The sequence below is a fragment of the Acinetobacter sp. Li1LvA2 genome (assembly GCF_056156705.1).
In genome coordinates this window covers 383,504-402,720 of record NZ_JBSICF010000003.1, presented here as the reverse complement: position 1 = coordinate 402,720, position 19,217 = coordinate 383,504, and the positions used below count along the sequence as shown (strand labels likewise).

The window sequence follows — 19,217 nt, the reverse complement described above, 5'->3', positions numbered from 1 at the left end:
TTTAACTCAAATGGATAATAATTAGTGTACAAAGAGCAGCCCATACACCGGCAATAATATCGTCAAGCATAATACCAAAACCACCATGCACTTGACGATCAATAACACGTATAGGCCAAGGTTTCCAAACATCGAAAATTCGAAATAATATGAAGCCGACGATCACCCACATCCAGTTCATTTGTTGTAAGTAAATGAGAGGAAGAAAGGTTATAGATTGCCCTGCAAATTCATCCCACACAATTCGACCATCATCGTGTACATTTATGACTTTTGCTGTTTGACCACAGATATAGATCCCGACCAAGGACATGATGAGGATAGCGATCAAGCTTAAGTGAAAGCCAAGCGATAACCAGATTGGAACGAAGAGTAGGGCAAAGGCAGAGCCAAAAGTACCGGGAGCTTTAGGTGCGAGACCAGATCCGAAACCAACTCCACAGAAAACGATGCAGCGGTTGAACCAAGACATGTCTTTAAAATGAATCGGCGGCTTATGCAAAGTGTTGGTATCCATGAATTTGCAATGGGTAATCCGAACCCAAATGCTCAAAAGTTAGTTGTGTTTGCTCAACGATCTGTCCGATCATTGTAATCTTAATGTCTAGTTGTTTTTGCAAAAGTTTTTCATAATTTTGCGGTGTTATTGTAAAACATAATTCGTAGTCATCACCACCAGCTAGCGCATATTGCCAACGCTGCTGTTCTGGTAGTTTCTCTAGCGTTGAATCAATCGGTAACTTTTCTAAAAATAATCGGGCACCGACTTTTGACGCTTTTAAAATATGACCTAAATCTTGTGCTAATCCATCAGAAATATCAATCATGCTAGAAGCAAGACCCTTTAACTGTTGTCCAAGCTGACAACGTGGCGTCGGGTAGTCTAGTCTTTTTTGTAATGGATGACCTAGGTGTTGTAGACCATAAGCTGCATCTCCAACTTGACCGCTTACACAAACATAGTCACCGACATTTGCGCCCGAACGTAATACAGCTTGTCCGGCTTCAATCCAACCCATTGCTGTAACGGTAATGGTGAGATGTGGACCTTGGGTCGTATCTCCACCAATGAGAGCAACGCCAAATTGATTACAGCAGTCATAGATTCCCTGACTGAATCCTTCGAGCCATTCATGGTCAATGGTAGGTAAGCTTAACGCAAGTAAAATACTATGCGGTTTAGCACCCATGGCAGCAATATCTGAAAGATTGACAGCCACACTTTTCCAGCCAATTGCATGCGCTGAGGTATTAAGAGGAAAGTGACGACCAGCAACTAGCGTATCTGCACAGATCACCAATTGTTGATTTTGAGGAGGGGTGACTAAGGCTGAGTCATCTCCAATACCTAAGGTGACATCTGTATAAGATTGTCTGTTAAAGTATTGGTCAATAATAGAAAACTCAGCCATATCAACTTCAAACCTATTAGTTTGCTTGTTGTTTTTCAGCACTACGTAGTGTTGAACTTAAACGATCTAAAACGCCATTAATGTATTTATGGCTATCTGCTCCACCAAAGTGTTTGGCGAGTTCAATGGCTTCATCAAGAACTACACGATAAGGTACTTCTAAATGATCACGTAACTCATAAGCACCTAAACGTAAGGTTGCGAGTTCAACGCCATCAAGTGCACTAAGTTCACGGTCAAGTACCGGAATGAGTAATGCATCAAGATCGTCGCGCAGTGCAATCACTTGCGTTAATAGTTCGTGATAGTAATTTAAGTCTACCTTGTGCATCGCATTTTCAGCACGAGTACGTGCTTCTATTTCATGTACAGGATTGTGACTCATTTGCCACTCATAAATACCTTGTACAGCAAAACGACGTGCTTTGCGTTTTGCTGCATAAGCGGCTTGCAGTGTTTGAGACATGCTTTAAATTGCCTTTAATAAATTAACCATTTCAATTGCAGTTAAAGCAGCTTCGCTACCTTTGTTTCCTGCTTTTGTACCTGAACGTTCGATGGCTTGCTCGATGCTATCAGTAGTTAATACACCATTGATGACAGGCAAGCTGCTTTCTAACGCAACTACACCTAAACCTTTTGCACATTCACCAGCTACGAAGTCAAAGTGTGGTGTGCTACCACGAATAACTGCGCCAAGTGCGATGATTGCATCAAATTGATTTGATGTAGCTAATTTTTTAGCAACAATCGGGAGTTCCCATGCGCCAGGAGCATGAATAACAGTAATGTTATCTTCATTTACACCATGACGTTTTAATGTGTCGATTGCACCATCCAATAAGTGTTCAACAACAAAACTGTTGAAACGACCCACTAAAATCGCATAACGACCTTCGCTTGCGAGATGTAATAAACCTTCAATACGGCGAATTGCCATAGCAACCTCGATTATTTCGTTGTGATTTGATCAGCAGTGACATATTCCACTACTTCTAAATTAAAGCCAGATAAAGCATTGAAACGTAATGGTGAGCTAAGAAGCTTCATTTTTTCAACACCTAAGTCACGCAAAATTTGAGCGCCTACACCAATGGTTTGATATTGATGTGAAAGTGCTGCATTGGATTTCACCGGTTTCGGCTTGTTTAAATCATCCAGCGCTGGTCCCAAGTCTTGCAAATGATCTTGCCCGATCCAGACTAAAACACCGCGATCACTCGCTGCAATTGTCTGTAGTGCACGGTCTAGATTCCACGCAGGTTCACCATCAGCTTTATTTAGCTTAAGTAAATCGCGAATTGGACTGAAACCATGTACACGTACTGTTGTAACACCTTCTTTTGGCTCGCCTTTGACTAAAGCCAAATGGATGTCTGGGTTACCAATCTCACGATAACGATAGAGTTCAAATGAACCATATTCTGTTTGAATGGTTTTTTGATCCAGACGTTCAACCGTTTGCTCATTGGTCATGCGGTAGTGAATCAAGTCCGCAATTGTACCAATTTTTAAGCCATGCTTCTCGGCAAAAATTTCTAAATCTGCACGGCGTGCCATTGTGCCATCTTCATTGATGATTTCACAAATGACAGACGCTGGTTCAAGACCTGCTAAGCGTGTTAAATCACAGCCCGCTTCGGTATGACCCGCACGGTGTAGAACACCGCCTGGCTGTGCCATTAACGGGAAGATATGGCCCGGTTGTACAATATCACTTGGCTTTGCATGCGCTGCGACAGCAGCTTGAATTGTATGTGCACGCTCTGCTGCTGAAATACCAGTCGTAATACCTTCAGCGGCTTCGATTGATAAGGTAAAGTTTGTACTATGCTGAGCACCGTTTTGGTCAACCATCAACGGAAGATTTAACTGCTTACAGCGCTCACGGCTTAACGTTAAGCAAACTAGACCACGTGCATGGGTAATCATGAAGTTAATATCTTCAGGACGAACATGCGTTGCTGCAATGACAAGATCACCTTCATTTTCGCGATCTTCGTCATCCATCAAGATAACCATTTTGCCTGCACGAATATCGGCGACAAGATCTTCAACACGACTCAGCGGCATTCGCTCTCACCTTTTTTTGTCGTTAGACAATTTCTATTTAATAAATTTTGCATAGTTTACGCTGTTTAGATAAATTTGCCTATGATTCTGATTTATCCAACTTTGCATCGAGATAGAATAGATCCAGCTTTATTTATACAAATAAATCATAAGAAAATGGAATAATTTAAAATAAAAACAATGAATTTAAATAAAAAAACCTAGCCAAAAGGCTAGGTTCTGATATGCGCAGTTATTTTTTATGAAGCTGCACTGCTTGGACTATCATTTTGTGGGATTGATTTTTTCCCCATCAAAATTTCAGTCCGAATATTTTGAGCAAGTTCAGCACACTCTGCATTCATACCATTGATCATAAAGGCATGACGAGTCATCACATTGCTTGGGTTTGGCATTGCCACAAGTTGATAGCTGTCTTGAATTGCTTTGAGTTGATCATTTTCAAGATATAAAGCAGATTCTTTCGCATGAAGATGCTGTGCTAAACGTTGAGCAGCTTCTTTCGCATCAATTTGCATTGCTTCTACAGCATTACACGTTGCGCTACGGGTTTGCAGCGCAAAGCGTTTATCTTCGCGGTAACGTTTATATAAAACGTCTGAGAGTAGTTGGAATACGGTTCCAATCATGAGTAAACACTCTACGGCATGCGTATGCGAGGTTGAAATCGCGAGTGTCGCGCCCTCGGCATTAAACTCATCTACCACTTCAATATCTGTTAGCTTCAATTGGTAATGCTTCACGCATAACTCAATACTCTTATTTAAAAAGAGCTGACAGAGTTTAAAGTACGGAACAGATACCGATTGATTCACACTGCTTAATAATTGTTTAGGGTCATAAAACTGGATATTGAGTGCCAAAGTATGTTGATCAGCTGACTCTGAAGTTTTCTCTGGCTGTGGGCGAAGCGCTGGTTTAGCTTTAGCTTGTTGCTGAGCTTGGGCAACCAATGTCACCGTATTTTGTTTTTCTAATGCAAGCGCCTGAGTTAACTGCTGAATTTCATGTTTCAAGCGGTTTTCTTCATTAATGCGTGCCAAGTATTCGCTACGGGTTGGGCGAGCAATCGCGCGATAGGCAAGCCATAATAAAACATGCAAAAACAGAGATGCTAAGATTGCTAGCCATTGTGTGCGCAAAATTTCGCCAATACTTGGCTGAATCAGCGTAACCTCGATAGAGCCTACTTTCTTTTCGTTTTGCAAAGCATCGCGAGCAAAAACCTCACCTTGGCGAGTTTTTGAAATTCCACTCGTTGCCAGCACTTGCTTGTTGGCATCAAGAATGCGAATAGACGCAACGCTTGGATTGGTCGCATAGCGATTGGCAATCAGAGCTAAAGACACCGTATTGGCAGGTTCTAGCTCAGATAAGCTGTCGGCCACGAGTTGACTAGTCATGAGCTGACCTTGACTCGCACGGTTTTCATTAAGCTGGTGTGTCGTTGCAATCACCATTAAAAAGGTATGCAATGCAAAACTAACGATCAGTAGGCTAGCAAATAGCCCTTGTCTAGGCGCAATCAAGTTAAACTTCCAAGGCAATTATATTGAAATTCGATTATGATTCTTACAATAGTTGTCACTCAGACTAGAGTCAATTCATGCGAGAAATCATTCTTATATCCTTTTTAGGACCAGACCAACCAAACCAGTTTACCCGATTAATGCAAGTACTATCCGTACATTCATTGCAAATACTGGATGTAGGTCAGGCTGTTATTCATAATCAACTTACATTAGGCATTGTAGTCGCTTCCGATAATGAAACTGCGACTGCATTGGCAATGAAAGAAATTCTGATTTTAGCACATGATATTGGCTTAACAGTGCGCTTTAAACCAATCACAGGCGCAGAATACGATCAATGGGTAACTGAGGGTGGTCGTACTCGTTATATCGTCACGGCTTTAGCCCCTGAACTCACTGCTGCACACTTACAAGCCGTTACACAAATTGTGTCTAGCCAAGGCTTTAACATTGAAACGGTTACCCGTTTATCAGGCCGTGTCGACTTTGAAAAGGATAGCGTATTCCCACGTCGTGCATGTGTACAGTTTGGTTTAAGCAGTGGCCCAACTCTAGATGCTCAAGCTATGCGTGCAGCATGTTTACTTCTTTCAAGCGAATTAAATATTGATGTTGCCGTTCAAGAAGACAACGCTTATCGACGTAACCGCCGTTTAGTTTGTTTTGATATGGACTCAACACTCATTGAACAAGAAGTGATTGATGAGTTAGCGATTGAAGCAGGGGTAGGCGCACAAGTTGCTGAAATCACTGAAAGAGCAATGCAAGGTGAGCTTGATTTCCAGCAAAGCTTCCGTGCTCGTGTTGCATTATTAAAAGGGTTAGATGCTGCTGTTTTACCTAAAATTGCAGAGCGTTTAACTATTACTGAAGGTGCAGAGCGTCTCATCTCGACCTTAAAAGCGCTTGGTTATAAAACGGCAATTTTATCTGGTGGATTCCAATATTTTGCTGAATATCTACAAGGCAAACTTGGTATTGATGAAGTTCATGCAAACATCTTAGATGTGCAAGACGGTTTCGTAACAGGTGAAGTAAAAGGCGCAATTGTTGATGGCGCTCGTAAAGCTGAGTTATTACGCGAACTTGCAAATAAAATGGGTATTTCTCTAGAGCAAGCGATGGCAGTAGGTGATGGTGCAAACGATTTGCCAATGCTTGCTATTGCAGGCTTAGGTGTAGCTTATCGCGCTAAACCGTTAGTTCGTCAAAATGCAAATCAGGCTATTTCAAGTGTAGGCTTAGATGGGGTGCTGTATTTATTGGGTATGCATGACAAAGATTTAAACCGTGCTTAATCTACAAGGCTAAGCTTTAAGCGCTACTTCAGAGTAGCGCTTTTTTTATGCAGAATAGTCATAAAAACAAGCAAGTTATGACAGAATTTTGCACAGAAAAAAGGCAATAAAAAAATCTGAAAAAAACTTATTTTGGTCCTTAAAAACAGCATATTTTTTTGTAATGACACGCCAGAATTGATGCCATATAGGGAATCGAACTTTTTGAATTTTACAAAAATGTAATGACAAAAGAATGTTGCGACAAAGTATGTCGCATTAAGAAAAAACGGGTCTTTTTTTCTAAAAAAAAACATCCATAATGCATCCTAAGCTTCAACACAAATTATGAATTAAAGTTGTTTTTGGAATGAGGTCGGGTTTTTAAGACCGAATCTTTTTAGACGTTTTCATTAAGACGGAGGTTTCTATGGTAACAGCGAATTTTGCCGCTATCGCCGGATTCAGCTTGATCGCTGTCGCGCTTGTTGCTGTTTTCTTTTCTCCTTACCGTCGTTGGCTTGGTTTTATGCTTGCAGGGATGTTCTTTTGGGGGCTATTGGAAGTGGTCCGTTTTGGAGTTCAAGTCACTTTTGAAATGCCAGTCACATATAGTTATTTAACTGCACTAAGTCTAGCGATGGTAATGGTTACATTTGTTTTGTTACGTGAGGATAAACAGGCACAAAAGGCTTTGGCAAATCGCCAATATATAGAACACACGCCAGTATATGAAGATGATCAGCAGCAATGTTCTAGCCGATAATTAAATTGTTATCTAACGGTAAAAAGGTATGCACAGCATGCCTTTTTTATTTACGAAACGTGATTTTTATTATACAAAGCATTTATTAAAAAATAGCCAGTTATGCTACGATAGACGCGTCTGTTGACGTTTCATCTAGATTGCGTTGCCAGCTAAAAATTATCAGTTGATGCACAAAACACAAGCAATGGTATGTTCTTGTTGAGTTTTGCACTAAAGTTTTCATAAAAATACAATAGGCGTGAATGTTCATGAAACTTTCTTCTATACCTGTAGTCAAGTTACCTCTCGTTGATGTCAGTACAGACCCGTTAGATTTATTGGTAGCAGGTTTAGTGCTGCGTATGAAGCAATTGGCACGTACTAGCCCTAAGTTTATTGAATTGATTCATGACCGCGCTTTCCGTATTCAGATTGGTACGGACTTAGGTGTTGCACGTCAGATCATTATTAATAATGGACAGATCGATACTGTTGCAGGCGCAGCTGAAAAAGCTGACTTTATCTTGCAATTTGCAGATAGCGAACAGGGTGTAAAAACTTTGATTAAAGGTGACCCAACTGCATTTATGACAGGCATGCAAAACGGCAGTATTAAGATGGAAGGAGACTTCAGCCTACTTGTTTGGTTTAACCAAGTGGCTAGACTCATTCCACCTAAGTTGCCAAAACCAGTTAAAGAGAAAGTACGTCAAGCACGTGCTTTTATTAAAGAGAAAACTGGTCGCTAATCGCCAGATATAAAAAAACTCCCAAATGGGAGTTTTTTTTATATCTATGCTTCGACTTCTAGATTGAACGTCACCGGACCATCATTAATGAGATGAACCTTCATATCAGCTGCAAAAATGCCGGTTTGAACTTTTTCAAATTGTGAATGGGCATATTCAACCAACTGTTCATATAACGCTTTGGCATCTGCTGGTGGCATGGCTGGACCAAAATCTGGACGTAAACCTTTTTGCGTTTGAGCCATCAGGGTAAATTGTGAAACAAGCAGGATTCCTCCATTTGCTTGAGAGACATTCCAACCCATTTTGCCTTGTTCGTCATCAAAGATGCGATATTTCAAAATCTTATCAATAAGCTTCTGGCCAATTGCTAAAGTGTCATCACGGCCAATGCCTAAAAAAACCAGTAGTCCGTGTTGGATTTCACCAGTAGTCTCACCGTCAACCACCACTTTGGCTTCAAGAACTCGTTGTATTAAAGCGCGCATAGTTAAAGCAAATTTCTGCAATTAATTGAATTGGTTTAGTTTAGCAGAATTTAAATTAAATGATTTTTAAAAGGAAATTTCATGGAATTGCAACAATGGTCTAAAAGCTCGCAATTGATTTATAAAAATATGCTTTAATGCTAAGAAGCAAGCGAATAATCATTGACTATGTCTCCAATTATCCATTCTTTACTAGATACAGACTTGTACAAATTTACGATGTTACAAGTGGTTTTGCATAAATTCCCGCAAACCCATAGTGTCTACCATTTCCGCTGTAGAAATTTAGAAGATACTGTCTATCCACTAGTAGATATTTTGGATGATTTAAACGAGCAACTCGACTATTTGTGTAGTCTTAAATATAAAGAAGACGAGCTTCAATATTTACGTAAATTACGCTTTATAAAAAGTGACTTTGTCGATTATTTAGAACTGTTTCAACTGAAGCGACGCTTTATTCGAGCTAGCATCGATGCTGAAGGACGTTTGGATATTCATATTGAAGGTCCGATGGTCCAAGCCATGATGTTTGAAATTTTTGTATTGGCAATTGTAAATGAACTTTATTTTAGTCGTATCAAAACCGATGAAGTATGGGCTGAAGGCGAGCGCCGTTTAAAGGCTAAGCTTGAATTGATTCAGGAATTTGAAAAAACACAAAAACCGAATGATCCTCCATTCTTAGTTTCTGATTTTGGTACACGTCGCCGTTATAGCTTCGTATGGCAAAAACATGTTGTAGCAGCCTTTCATAAAACAGTGCCAAATGTGTTCCGTGGTACAAGTAATGTCCTGCTCGCAAAAGAGTTAAACATTACACCAATTGGGACCATGGCTCATGAATTCCTACAAGCTTTTCAGGCCCTTGATGTACGTCTGCGTGACTTTCAAAAAGCGGCTTTAGAGACATGGGTTCAAGAATATCGTGGAGACTTAGGAATTGCCCTAACTGACGTTGTTGGTATGGATGCGTTCCTGCGAGATTTTGACTTGTACTTCGCGAAACTATTTGATGGCTTACGCCATGATAGTGGTGACCCTTACGAATGGGGGGATAAGGCCTATGCGCATTATCGTAAATTAAAAATTGATACCAAAACTAAGATGCTGACTTTTAGCGATGGTCTTAATTTGCCAAAAGCATGGGAATTACATCAATACTTTAAAGATCGTTTTCAGGTGAGTTTTGGTATTGGAACTAATTTGACTAATGATATGGGACAAAAGCCGCTCAATATTGTGTTGAAACTTGTTGAATGTAATGGCCAGTCGGTTGCGAAAATCTCTGATAGTCCCGGTAAAACCATGACTGATAACGATACTTTCTTGGCTTATTTACGTCAGGTTTTTGAAATCGAAGAACTTGAAGAAGTGGTTTAAGTAATAAATAGTCTCTCTATTTTGTATTTTTAAAAGTGAGAATGCTGATATCTGATTTTCTGCTAAAGAGTTGCAGAAAATCAGAGTTTGTTAGATATATGCTTATGCTAAGATTGGAAATAAGCTGGTATAAAAAGTAACCATGACGATGACACCTCCAGATTTTAAACTCGATTTATTAATAGAAGCAGAAGAGTTAGTGCCTTATTTAGGCAATGAATATATTCGCGTTGTAGATTTGAGCCGTGCATCGGTTTATGAACAACTCCATGTCCCTCATGCCATTCATTTACAGCCGAAATGGTTGGTGGCTCAAGATGAAGAAGCTACTGGCATTTTGCCAGATGAAGCGGGCTTACAGGCACTTATTGAAAAATTGAATATTTCACCTAATCATCATGTCGTGGTTTATGATGATGAAGGCGGAGCATGGGCTGGGCGTTTAATCTGGAATTTGCATTGCTTAGGATTCACTCGTACCAGTTTAATTAATGGCGGTATCCATGCATGGTTAGGAGCAGGGTTGCCAACTACAGCAGAAGTCGAAAAAGTTTCTCCTGTTGCAGACTTAATTCAGATTGATTTATCGCATGCTGCTCAGTTCCGAGTGAACTATGAGGAGCTGCGCAAACAAGTTGAGCAAGAAAATGTGCAATTGTGGGATTGCCGCACGAGTGATGAATATAGTGGGATCCGTTTAGCGGCGCGACGCGGCGGTCACATTCCAAATGCCCTCCATTTTGAATGGAGTACTGCACTTAATCGTGAAAATCATCTAAAATTGCATCCGCTTGAACGCACGCGGCAGCGCCTTGAACAACTGGGGTTTGATTTACATCAACCTGTAGTTGTGTACTGCCAGTCACATCACCGTTCCGGTTTGGCCTATATTTTGGCTAGGCTCTTGGGCTGGGAAGCCAAAGCCTATGATGGTGCGTGGAGTGAATGGGGCAATCGCCTCGATAGTCCTATTATTACTGGAGAATCACCGTCGTGAGTTTCACATCTCGATTAAAAAAAGAATTATTTATTAAGGCACAAAACCTTGTACCACAGCATCAATTAAGCCGTGTGGTAGGTAAAGTTGCTGCGAGTGAAAATCCAGTTGTGAAAACTGCTGTTATTCATGCATTTAAAACCAAATATGGGATTGATCTATCGATTGCTGAACAAGGCAATGCACTAAAATATAAATCTTTTAATGACTTTTTTACTCGTGCTTTAAAAGATGGCGTGCGTCTCGTTGACGAAAATGCAGATAGTATTGTGTCACCTGCTGATGGTGCTATTTCTCAAATTGGTAAGATCACTGCGGGTGAAGTATTTCAAGCAAAAGGCCAAAGCTTTTCTGTAGAGAAACTCATTGGCGACCCACAACTTGCTCAGCCGTTTCAAGAAGGCGAGTTTGCGACAGTCTATCTATCTCCACGCGATTACCACCGTGTTCATATGCCTTTTGCAGGTACATTAACTGAAACTTTGTATGTACCAGGTGAGCTATTTTCGGTAAATCAGGTGACTGCTGAAAATGTACCGGGACTATTTGCCCGTAATGAACGCATGGTGTGTTTGTTTGATACTGAACTTGGCCGTATGGCTGTTGTGTTAGTGGGTGCAATGATTGTTGCTGGTATTGAAACTGTTGCAACAGGTAAAGTGAAACCTTCAGGTCGTATCGAATTACAGCATCATCAATTAAAGCTAGAGAAAGGTGCTGAGCTTGGACGTTTTTATTTAGGTTCTACTGCGGTTATTTTATTTGAAAAAGATAAGATCGAATGGGAACAACGCTTTAAAGCTGAGTCTGTGGTTGTAATGGGCGAGCGCATGGGACATACAGTTTAGTAAATGATATAACCCCTATAAGATAAGTAAACCCTGACTTTAATTATTCAGGGTTTATTTTTTTGATTTAAATTATATAAAAGTAAAATATATAACTGTGTTTATATTTATATTATATAAATATATAATTATTATTGAGTGATCTGAAATAAGACATTATAGAAGCTAGTCCATAAATATGTGTCTGAAGAGAGCAAAAATATTAATATGATTGAAAATTAATAAATAAAAATAGAAAGAAATATTTAAGTTAGACTTAAGTTGTAATTTTAATTCTATTTGAAGATAAGTTGTTAAATCTAAAAAAATTATTTAATTTTATAAATATGATGTGCTTTTTAGATATTGCACAACCTTTAGCCTTGGCACAATGCTTGCTAACTATTCAGGACCTTACTGTAATTTTCATATTTTTTAGGTTCTGAAATCATGTTAAAAGTTAAACGCCTTACAGCTTCGGTTTTATCTGTACTTTGTATTTCACTCACTCATGCCAATGATTTTAAAGTTTTAAATCAAATTTCAAAACAGCCTACTCAACTTCAAAGTGGCGAATATAAAGGTAATTATTACGTTCCATCTACTTTAAATACTATTACATGGGGCTATTTACCGAATCGGGATGCTAAACCCGTGCTTACTGTTCCTTCGGATAGTGTTGTGACATTTGATACGGTTTCTCATGAAGGTTTGCTTGAAGACCAAGGGCGTAATGCTGAAAAGTTCTTTCAATCGAAAGGTGTCAAATCTAATGAAATATTGGAAGATGCAAAAACAATTACGCAGTCAAATTTAAAGCATGATTTTCATAAAGATGGGCCACATATTGTGACAGGTCCTGTTGCAATTGAAGGCGCACAGCCCGGTGATATTTTGAAAGTTGAGGTACTTAAAGTTGAGCCGCGTGTACCTTACGGTGTTATTTCAAATCGACATGGTAAAGGTGCGTTAGTGGGGGAATTTCCTAAAAAAGCAAAGCAAGAAAATGCATCGGCTGAGCATCCTGAACGCTATGGAAATGTCTCAATTTTCACACCAATTGAAAAAAATGCTAAAGGTGAGTACGAAGGTGTATTAAAAACAGAATCGGGTAAATCAATACGTTTCCCGCTGTATCCTTTTATGGGAATTATGGGGGTAGCAGCCAATACTTCTGAGCCTGTTCACTCTGTACCCCCTGCAATGTATGGTGGAAATATTGATATTAATGAACTAGGTGCAGGTTCAACAGCTTATTATCCTGTTCAGGTCAAAGGCGCATTATTCTATACGGGTGATAGCCATTTCGCGCAAGGGGATGGTGAAGTAGCATTAACGGCACTAGAAGCTTCAGCCCGCGCAACACTAAAATTTACCTTGCTCAAAGCAGGTAAAGATAAAATACCGGGCAAAGAGCTAAAACAACCTTTAGCTGAAAATGCTGAGTTTTGGATTACACCGGGTCTTGATGAAGATCTAGATGAAGCGATGAAAAAGTCTACCCGTGAAGCCATTCGTTTCTTAAACCAAGAATACGGTATTGATGAAGCAACGGCTTATGCGTATTTAAGTGCCGCAACTGATTTTGAAGTTTCACAAGTTGTAGATAAAACCAAAGGTATTCATGCAAAAATCAGAAAAGCTGATTTTAAAGAGTTTGAGAGCAAATAATTAAGTAAACCAAGCTTGGTATTTAAAATATTAAATACCAAGTTAAATTCATTTCAACTATCAATAAGTTTTATATATTTTATAATTGAGTATAATAAATATCACACATATTTATTAGTATAAAATCTAATGCACTCACTTCCGAACGCTCTACTTTATATTGCTGCATTATTAACATTCTGTGCCGCATTACTTCATTTTGTTTGTGTGTTCTGGGGGGTAAATGGTTTTCGGTTTTTAGGGGCCGGGAAAAGTATTGTTCAGATGGTCGAAAGAGGGCATTGGTATCCTAATTTTACAGCTATAGCTGTGGGATTAATTCTAACGGTATGTGCTACTTATGCTTTCTTTGCAGCAAAGGGAATAGAGCTATTACCATTTACTAAACTTATTTTGTCGCTTGTTGCAGCGGTTTTTCTTATCCGTGGTCTGGCTTTTCCATGGTTAAAGTCAAAATTTGTCGGTAATAGTGATTTATTTTGGTATATCAGTTCAGCCTTTTGTCTCATATTGGGAAGTTTATATGCCGTTGGAGTATATTTAATTTGAAATGAATATATTCTAGGTGAACTAGAGTGAATAATTTTAAAAAAGAAAAGGGAGCTACGCTCCCTTTTCTAATTATTTTGTCCAACCATATTTTTTGAAAATAGTATGACCTTGCTGAGACGATAAGAACTCTACAAAACGTTTAGCCTCAGCGTCTTTTAAACTATGTTTGGTTAAGGCAATATCTGTATCACGATAGACAACCAGCTCTGGTTCAATAGGTATAATTTGTCCAACATCTGGGTTACTAACTCCCCAAATATTAAAAACTAACCAAGCATCATAGCTACTATTTTCTTCCCAGTTTTTCTTGGCAATACCTGTATTGGCTGCATAGGTGGCAATATTTTTTCGAACAGATTTGGTTAATTGAATATTGCCAGTTCTACCCGCAATATCCTCCCACATACCTACCTGACCTGCACCATGAGTAACTAAAACTTTAATATTGGGTTTAGCTAGATCTTTAAATCCTTTAATATTTTTAGGATTTCCTTTGCGTACTAAAATCGCTGCTGGGCGTAAATATAAAGGTTCCACCGAGTCTTTTATAATTTGCTCAGAAAAAGCATTTTCGAAATCAGACATCATGGCTTCAGAACCACTATATATAACATCCACATCTAGTTTCGCTTTGTCATACCATTGAGAAGTTGGACCAGAAGTCACATGGACTGCTATCCCCGTTTTATTGCTGAATTGTTTGGCGGCTTCTTTCATGGCAGGTGCTGGCCCACCAGGACCATACACTTCTACGTCTGCAAAACTATGGATAGGTAGAGAACCGAGAATAAGACAAATCAGATAGGGTATAAATTTATATTGTTTTGACATTTTAATCGCTATAGTAATTAAGAAAATATCAGCATATATTTTTTATTATTGAAATTGGATTAATTTTTGCAACGATATTTATAATACATTTCTTTAAAATATATTCTAATTAGATTTTAAGTGTTTATATATAAATGTAAATTATTTTGAGTTAAATATAAATATAGAAGATTTTATGGTAATTTATATTTTATAAATTAATTATTTAAATAGATGTAATGTAAATAATAGAGGAGTAATCCCTTGATTAAAAAAAGTAATTCTTTTTTAAAAATTTTATTTAGCAGCGCTTGTTTGGTGTCTGGTTCTGCTATGGCTGTTCCCATTACAGATTTGGGTAAGCAAATTGTGAGCGACAAACCGGGTTCAATACTGTCTCTAGAACGGCAAGATGTGACAGATTTATTTCCTCATGCTGATCAGCGTTTGTTAGTTAATTATCGTAGTCGAGGGATTAAGGGCGAGCCCATTGTGGCATCCGCTTTTATTTTATTACCAAAAGGCACTCCGCCAAAAAATGGTTGGCCGATACTGGCTTGGGCGCATGGCACGACTGGAGTTGCTGATACTTGTGCACCTTCGGGTGATTATGTTGGCGGCCCCGTTCATTCATACCAAGAAGTTGCTTCTAAAGCTTTAGATGGTTGGCTTGCACGTGGCTATGCAGTTGTTGCACCTGATTATCAGGGTTTAGGTACACCGGGTGGGCATCCTTACATGAATGCAAAGAGCCAGCTTCATACGGTGGTTGATGCAGTGCGGGCATTACATATGCTCAAGCCTAAGAGTTTTAATAAACAGTGGTTGGTGATGGGGCACAGTCAAGGCGGAGCTGCGGCAATTGCAGTGTCTGCTTATGGTCAAAAAGATGCGCCTGAACTGGATTTAAAAGGGGCAATCGCTCTTGCACCAGGCGGCTATCAATATGAAGGTATTGCAGAATATGTGCAGAGTAATCCAAACCCAGAACCAAGTGTGGCAGCATTTTTCCCGATTGTTTTATTAGGAGCACAAGCAGCAGAACCAAGTATTGTTCCTGAGAATTTAGTCAGTCCAGAAATGAACACAGTGCTGACTCAAGCGCGCAGTCGTTGTTTATCTGAACTTCAATCTGATTTGAAGAAATCTCCTTCTAGCATATTTCGAACTGATGCAGATTTAAAACCTCTTTTGGCTTATCTAAAACAACAGTCCATTGAAAATATGGTGCCTACCGTGCCATTAATGATTGTTCAAGGTTCTAAAGATCATTTAGTCGACCCTAGAGGCACATCTGCTTATTATCAGCAGCTATGTAAATTAAAAAAACCAACTATATATCAAACGATTGATGGTGGAGATCACCGCGATGCATTACGCCAGAGCAATACGTTTGCCACTAACTTTTTAAACGTAATAGAGAAAAACCAGAGCAAATCGTATTGCTCTAATTTTAAGTAAATTAGTTTAACTAATACAAAAAAGCCGACTTTTCATAAGTCGGCTTTTTATATGTACAAAGGATAATTTTAGGTCATGTTATATAGTCTTTCTTTCGGAAAAACTGCGGTAAATGTTGATCCTTCATTTTCTTTAGACTGTACATCTAAATACGCGCCGTGTTGCATCAGCACGTGTTTTACAATCGCAAGACCTAAACCTGTACCACCTGTTTGACGACTACGGTCACTGTCAACACGATAGAAGCGTTCAGTTAGTCGTGGTAAATGTTTAGGGTTAATCCCAATGCCTGTGTCTTGTACACTAAAGTACGCATGTTCACCATCGTCGTGCCAGCCAATGGTAATGGTTCCACCTTTAGGTGTGTACTTGATAGCATTGGTAATTAAGTTACTAAATGCACTAGCAATTTCCATGTCAGAACCAATCAGGTCGCAGTGGCTATCAATATGTAAATTGAGCGTGTGTCCATAATCGGCATTGTAGGCCTGAGCATCGTCAAAGAGTTGACTCATTAAACTCGGCATTTCAATAATCTGATTCTTTGCAATTTTTTTATTATTTTCTAAATTCGATAATAGTAGTAAGTCATTCACCAAAGCATTCATACGCTTGGTTTGCGACTGCATCTGATCAAACGCACGTTTCCAGCGCGGACTAATATCTTCCTGATCGGTAAATGTCTCGATATAACCACTCAGTACAGTTAATGGTGTACGAAGTTCATGAGAAATATTATCGACGAAGTCTTTACGCATTTGTTCAAGGTTGTGCATACGAGTCACATCGTATGCCACCAATAAGCGACTTTCTCCACCAAATCTTGTGAGTTTAACCTGTACATATCGGTCATCATCAAAATTTGAGTGAAGCTTAATCCCATCGGGTGCCTGATCAATATTGTTAAAATATTCAATAAAGGTTGGCTGACGTAAAATCGTTAATAGATTTCGGCCGCGGTCGAGAGGACTGATTCCTAACAAACGTTCGGCAGCAGGGTTCCACCACTCGATTTGATGTTGGTCATCAATTAAAACAACGGCTTCAGCAAGCGCAACCAAAGATGATTGTGCACGGTCGATTAAACCGACCATTTCGGCCTGTACAATTCGTTCTTGGCGCTGAGCGCGATAGACATTAAATAATAATGCCCCCCAAATCCCATTAAGATTTGGAGGAACGTCATAAGGTTTATTCGCAATCCAGTCATTGACCAGATATAAAGAACGCAACTGGAGTGTAAAAAACACCACGAAGGCGATAAAAATACAGCTCCAGAAATACCCAACGCCTAAACCGACTAAACCGGCAATAATTAGAAAAAATAATAAGAGCCGTAAATCTTGTTTGGCAAACGTCCATAAACTACTGTAGCGAGAAAGCTTTTGTTCACGTACCTGTTCGGGGACGGGGTAGGGTTCATACATAAATCTTGGTTAACCTGCGGCTAAATCTGCACGTGTTGAGAAACGGTAGCCAGTTCCACGCACAGTCTGAACAAATCGGTCAACACCAAAAGGTTCTAAAACTTTACGCAAACGGCGAATGTGCACATCGATAGTGCGGTCTTCGATATATACATTACCGCCCCACACTTGATCGAGCAACTGGGCACGTGTATATGCACGCTCTGGATGGGTCATAAAAAATGCAAGTAAGCGATATTCAGTTGGACCCATATCTAAAATGCTGTTGCCAAAGCTAACACGCTGGCTTACAGGATCAAGAATTAAGCCATTGGCATCAATGGTTTTTTCGCCACTTAATGCATTAGCACGACGCAGAACTGCCTTGATACGTGAAACCAGTTCACGTGTTGAAAAAGGCTTAGTCATGTAGTCATCTGCACCTGCGTCAAGACCTTGTACTTTGTGGTCTTCTTCTCCGCGAGCAGTCAACATAATCACTGGAATTTCTGCTAAGTTCTCATCGCGTTTTAAGCGGCGACATAAATCGACACCACTTACGCCTCCAGGTAACATCCAATCAAGCAAGATAAGCGCCGGACGTTGGTCGACGATAATTTGATGAGCCTGTTTGGCATCTTCTGCCTGTAAACACTGAAAGCCTGCCATGTCCAAAGAAGTATGGATCATTTCGCGAATAGGAAGCTCATCATCGACAATTAAAATATAGTCATCTTTCACAGCGCAATATCCTATAGATTTAACGGTGAACCGTTTTGTAGTTATGACAGGCTTATTACAAAGATTAATTATGACAATTTCATTGCAGAAAAGTCTATAAAATTAAATTTAGCAATAATTTGTGACAAAACCAAGGCAAAGGTATGACCAAATTGTGACATGAAGACTTTAATTTTCTTAAAATCATTCAATAGCTTATAACTTGAATGGCTTAGCTGGTTTTGCACATTTATGTCTGTCAAAAAACTTTAATATTATTTTGAAACTTGCGCTAATAAAGATAAGAAAACGATACGGCATGCGGTTAAAACCTGCTCAAGAGACTGTTCAAACCCTCCCATGACCCATCGAATCGCAATTTGAGTGACGTATCCATTCAAACCAGTTGCGATTAAAGAAAGCTCATTTTCGTGGTGTTGAATTTGCGGCATGGTCAGCATAACAAAGGCTTGAATCATGCGATCAAATTGCGCAAGTGTTTCTTGAATAGTGGCCTGATTATGTAACTCTTGTACCAAAACTGCGTCGACATAGACAATACGAGCTAATCTTGGGTCGTCTTTTAATGTTGTCAGCAGTGCTCGCAATCCTGCATCGACCATTTTTTCTGGATCGGGGGTAGCTTTAATCACGGCTTGCATTAAGTTCTGCTGTAATTCTTCAATCATTTTTAAAAAGATGGTTTGGAATAAATCTTCACTCTTTTTAAATGATTCATAAAAATAACGTTCTGTGAGTTTTGCCTCTTGGCATACATCTTTTACCGTCACGGAAAAAAAACCGAGTGTTCCGTAGGTCGCAATACCTGCTTCAATCAATTTTTCACGGCGCGCCTCTTTACGTTCAGATAGAGATAACCCTTTGAACTGACGTTCTTTACTCACACTTTTTGTTTTCTTTTTACTGGTTGAGTCGTTAGTCGCCATAAATAAGTCGTTTCCTAAAGAATGGTTTCCTAATTTATAGGTTTTGGCCAAATATGCTCACTATGATAAAGCTCTCAGAAGAATTGTGCCATTCTATCTGAAATTACAGTGTACTATATTGACAATGGGTATTGTCAAAATTATATTGAAGATGTCTGAACTGC

20 protein-coding genes are annotated in these 19,217 nt (G+C 39.4%); 9 read left to right on the top strand and 11 right to left on the bottom strand.

The features are described from left to right. Position 1: 1 nt before the first annotated feature. The 6 genes from ACS604_RS09200 to ACS604_RS09175 form a co-directional block, all read right to left on the bottom strand. On the bottom strand, positions 2-517 hold the full coding sequence (locus tag ACS604_RS09200) for a phosphatidylglycerophosphatase A family protein (RefSeq protein WP_474771387.1): 516 nt from the start codon (positions 515-517) through the stop codon (positions 2-4). Then, complete coding sequence (thiL, locus tag ACS604_RS09195; RefSeq protein WP_312821320.1) at positions 495-1,412, bottom strand: thiamine-phosphate kinase; 918 nt, start codon at positions 1,410-1,412, stop codon at positions 495-497. The genes ACS604_RS09200 and thiL overlap by 23 nt, the downstream gene beginning before the upstream one ends. 16 nt (positions 1,413-1,428) lie before the next feature. Further along, the gene (gene nusB / locus ACS604_RS09190) at positions 1,429-1,878 is read right to left on the bottom strand and encodes a transcription antitermination factor NusB (protein ID WP_004790142.1); all 450 of its coding nucleotides are present in this window, start codon (positions 1,876-1,878) and stop codon (positions 1,429-1,431) included. A gap of 3 nt (positions 1,879-1,881) precedes the next feature. Then, complete coding sequence (gene ribH, locus ACS604_RS09185; protein ID WP_002119264.1) at positions 1,882-2,352, bottom strand: 6,7-dimethyl-8-ribityllumazine synthase; 471 nt, start codon at positions 2,350-2,352, stop codon at positions 1,882-1,884. A gap of 11 nt (positions 2,353-2,363) precedes the next feature. Then, entirely contained in the window at positions 2,364-3,485 is a 1,122-nt protein-coding gene (gene ribBA, locus ACS604_RS09180; RefSeq protein WP_003654193.1) for a bifunctional 3,4-dihydroxy-2-butanone-4-phosphate synthase/GTP cyclohydrolase II, read from the bottom strand. Between the two features lie 239 nt (positions 3,486-3,724). Then, positions 3,725-5,032 carry a hypothetical protein gene (locus ACS604_RS09175; RefSeq protein ID WP_474771383.1) on the bottom strand — a complete coding sequence of 436 codons (1,308 nt, stop codon included), beginning with the start codon at positions 5,030-5,032 and terminating at the stop codon, positions 3,725-3,727. A 59-nt stretch (positions 5,033-5,091) separates the two neighbouring features. Here ACS604_RS09175 and serB point away from each other — a divergent pair, with 59 nt between their 5' ends. The 3 genes from serB (at position 5,092) to ACS604_RS09160 (ending at position 7,791) form a co-directional block, all read left to right on the top strand. After that, positions 5,092-6,315, top strand: a complete 1,224-nt coding sequence (gene serB, locus ACS604_RS09170; protein ID WP_474771381.1) for a phosphoserine phosphatase SerB — start codon at positions 5,092-5,094, stop codon at positions 6,313-6,315. A 409-nt stretch (positions 6,316-6,724) separates the two neighbouring features. Then, complete coding sequence (aciT, locus tag ACS604_RS09165; protein WP_004704819.1) at positions 6,725-7,060, top strand: ciprofloxacin tolerance protein AciT; 336 nt, start codon at positions 6,725-6,727, stop codon at positions 7,058-7,060. Between the two features lie 251 nt (positions 7,061-7,311). After that, entirely contained in the window at positions 7,312-7,791 is a 480-nt protein-coding gene (locus ACS604_RS09160; protein WP_151963730.1) for an SCP-2 sterol transfer family protein, read from the top strand. A 44-nt stretch (positions 7,792-7,835) separates the two neighbouring features. Here ACS604_RS09160 and dtd read toward each other — a convergent pair whose 3' ends face one another. Then, the gene (gene dtd, locus ACS604_RS09155; protein WP_005300497.1) at positions 7,836-8,279 is read right to left on the bottom strand and encodes a D-aminoacyl-tRNA deacylase; all 444 of its coding nucleotides are present in this window, start codon (positions 8,277-8,279) and stop codon (positions 7,836-7,838) included. A gap of 168 nt (positions 8,280-8,447) precedes the next feature. Here dtd and pncB point away from each other — a divergent pair, with 168 nt between their 5' ends. From pncB to ACS604_RS09130, 5 genes are all read left to right on the top strand, one after another. Further along, positions 8,448-9,662 carry a nicotinate phosphoribosyltransferase gene (gene pncB, locus ACS604_RS09150; RefSeq protein WP_474771378.1) on the top strand — a complete coding sequence of 405 codons (1,215 nt, stop codon included), beginning with the start codon at positions 8,448-8,450 and terminating at the stop codon, positions 9,660-9,662. 148 nt (positions 9,663-9,810) lie between these two features. Next, complete coding sequence (locus tag ACS604_RS09145; protein ID WP_474771457.1) at positions 9,811-10,659, top strand: sulfurtransferase; 849 nt, start codon at positions 9,811-9,813, stop codon at positions 10,657-10,659. Then, positions 10,656-11,507: an archaetidylserine decarboxylase gene (asd, locus tag ACS604_RS09140; RefSeq protein ID WP_004790127.1), complete on the top strand. Its 852-nt coding sequence runs from the start codon at positions 10,656-10,658 to the stop codon at positions 11,505-11,507. Before ACS604_RS09145 ends, asd begins: the two co-directional genes overlap by 4 nt. Positions 11,508-11,936: 429 nt before the next feature. After that, entirely contained in the window at positions 11,937-13,157 is a 1,221-nt protein-coding gene (locus tag ACS604_RS09135; RefSeq protein WP_474771376.1) for an acetamidase/formamidase family protein, read from the top strand. 129 nt (positions 13,158-13,286) lie between these two features. Then, positions 13,287-13,706, top strand: coding sequence for a hypothetical protein (locus tag ACS604_RS09130; RefSeq protein WP_474771374.1), 420 nt, complete (start codon positions 13,287-13,289; stop codon positions 13,704-13,706). A gap of 72 nt (positions 13,707-13,778) precedes the next feature. On the opposite strand, the gene ACS604_RS09125 is transcribed toward ACS604_RS09130, so the two are convergent. Next, positions 13,779-14,540: an AcfC family putative adhesin gene (locus ACS604_RS09125; RefSeq protein WP_474771372.1), complete on the bottom strand. Its 762-nt coding sequence runs from the start codon at positions 14,538-14,540 to the stop codon at positions 13,779-13,781. 243 nt (positions 14,541-14,783) lie between these two features. On the opposite strand from ACS604_RS09125, the gene ACS604_RS09120 reads away from it, so the two are divergent. Continuing rightward, positions 14,784-15,980 carry an alpha/beta fold hydrolase gene (locus tag ACS604_RS09120; protein WP_474771370.1) on the top strand — a complete coding sequence of 399 codons (1,197 nt, stop codon included), beginning with the start codon at positions 14,784-14,786 and terminating at the stop codon, positions 15,978-15,980. Between the two features lie 68 nt (positions 15,981-16,048). On the opposite strand, the gene phoR is transcribed toward ACS604_RS09120, so the two are convergent. The 3 genes from phoR to ACS604_RS09105 form a co-directional block, all read right to left on the bottom strand. Beyond that, entirely contained in the window at positions 16,049-17,407 is a 1,359-nt protein-coding gene (gene phoR, locus ACS604_RS09115) for a phosphate regulon sensor histidine kinase PhoR (RefSeq protein WP_005300516.1), read from the bottom strand. 9 nt (positions 17,408-17,416) lie between these two features. After that, positions 17,417-18,127 carry a phosphate regulon transcriptional regulator PhoB gene (gene phoB / locus ACS604_RS09110; RefSeq protein ID WP_000650776.1) on the bottom strand — a complete coding sequence of 237 codons (711 nt, stop codon included), beginning with the start codon at positions 18,125-18,127 and terminating at the stop codon, positions 17,417-17,419. Positions 18,128-18,381: 254 nt separating this feature from the next. Further along, a complete protein-coding gene (locus ACS604_RS09105) occupies positions 18,382-19,053 on the bottom strand; it encodes a TetR/AcrR family transcriptional regulator (protein WP_004790119.1) in 672 nt (223 codons plus the stop codon). Between the last annotated feature and the right edge of the window lie 164 nt (positions 19,054-19,217).

Excerpts from the sequence above, each read along its gene's own strand:
- aciT (WP_004704819.1), top strand. The coding sequence starts at position 6,725 with ATGGTAACAGCGAATTTTGCCGCTATCGCCGGATTCAGCTTGATCGCT.
- ACS604_RS09125 (WP_474771372.1), bottom strand. The coding sequence starts at position 14,540 with ATGTCAAAACAATATAAATTTATACCCTATCTGATTTGTCTTATTCTC.
- nusB (WP_004790142.1), bottom strand. The coding sequence starts at position 1,878 with ATGTCTCAAACACTGCAAGCCGCTTATGCAGCAAAACGCAAAGCACGT.
- ACS604_RS09200 (WP_474771387.1), bottom strand. The coding sequence starts at position 517 with ATGGATACCAACACTTTGCATAAGCCGCCGATTCATTTTAAAGACATG.
- ACS604_RS09135 (WP_474771376.1), top strand. The coding sequence starts at position 11,937 with ATGTTAAAAGTTAAACGCCTTACAGCTTCGGTTTTATCTGTACTTTGT.
- ACS604_RS09145 (WP_474771457.1), top strand. The coding sequence starts at position 9,811 with ATGACACCTCCAGATTTTAAACTCGATTTATTAATAGAAGCAGAAGAG.
- thiL (WP_312821320.1), bottom strand. The coding sequence starts at position 1,412 with ATGGCTGAGTTTTCTATTATTGACCAATACTTTAACAGACAATCTTAT.
- ribH (WP_002119264.1), bottom strand. The coding sequence starts at position 2,352 with ATGGCAATTCGCCGTATTGAAGGTTTATTACATCTCGCAAGCGAAGGT.
- ribBA (WP_003654193.1), bottom strand. The coding sequence starts at position 3,485 with ATGCCGCTGAGTCGTGTTGAAGATCTTGTCGCCGATATTCGTGCAGGC.
- pncB (WP_474771378.1), top strand. The coding sequence starts at position 8,448 with ATGTCTCCAATTATCCATTCTTTACTAGATACAGACTTGTACAAATTT.
- phoR (WP_005300516.1), bottom strand. The coding sequence starts at position 17,407 with ATGTATGAACCCTACCCCGTCCCCGAACAGGTACGTGAACAAAAGCTT.
- ACS604_RS09105 (WP_004790119.1), bottom strand. The coding sequence starts at position 19,053 with ATGGCGACTAACGACTCAACCAGTAAAAAGAAAACAAAAAGTGTGAGT.
- ACS604_RS09130 (WP_474771374.1), top strand. The coding sequence starts at position 13,287 with ATGCACTCACTTCCGAACGCTCTACTTTATATTGCTGCATTATTAACA.
- dtd (WP_005300497.1), bottom strand. The coding sequence starts at position 8,279 with ATGCGCGCTTTAATACAACGAGTTCTTGAAGCCAAAGTGGTGGTTGAC.
- serB (WP_474771381.1), top strand. The coding sequence starts at position 5,092 with ATGCGAGAAATCATTCTTATATCCTTTTTAGGACCAGACCAACCAAAC.
- ACS604_RS09160 (WP_151963730.1), top strand. The coding sequence starts at position 7,312 with ATGAAACTTTCTTCTATACCTGTAGTCAAGTTACCTCTCGTTGATGTC.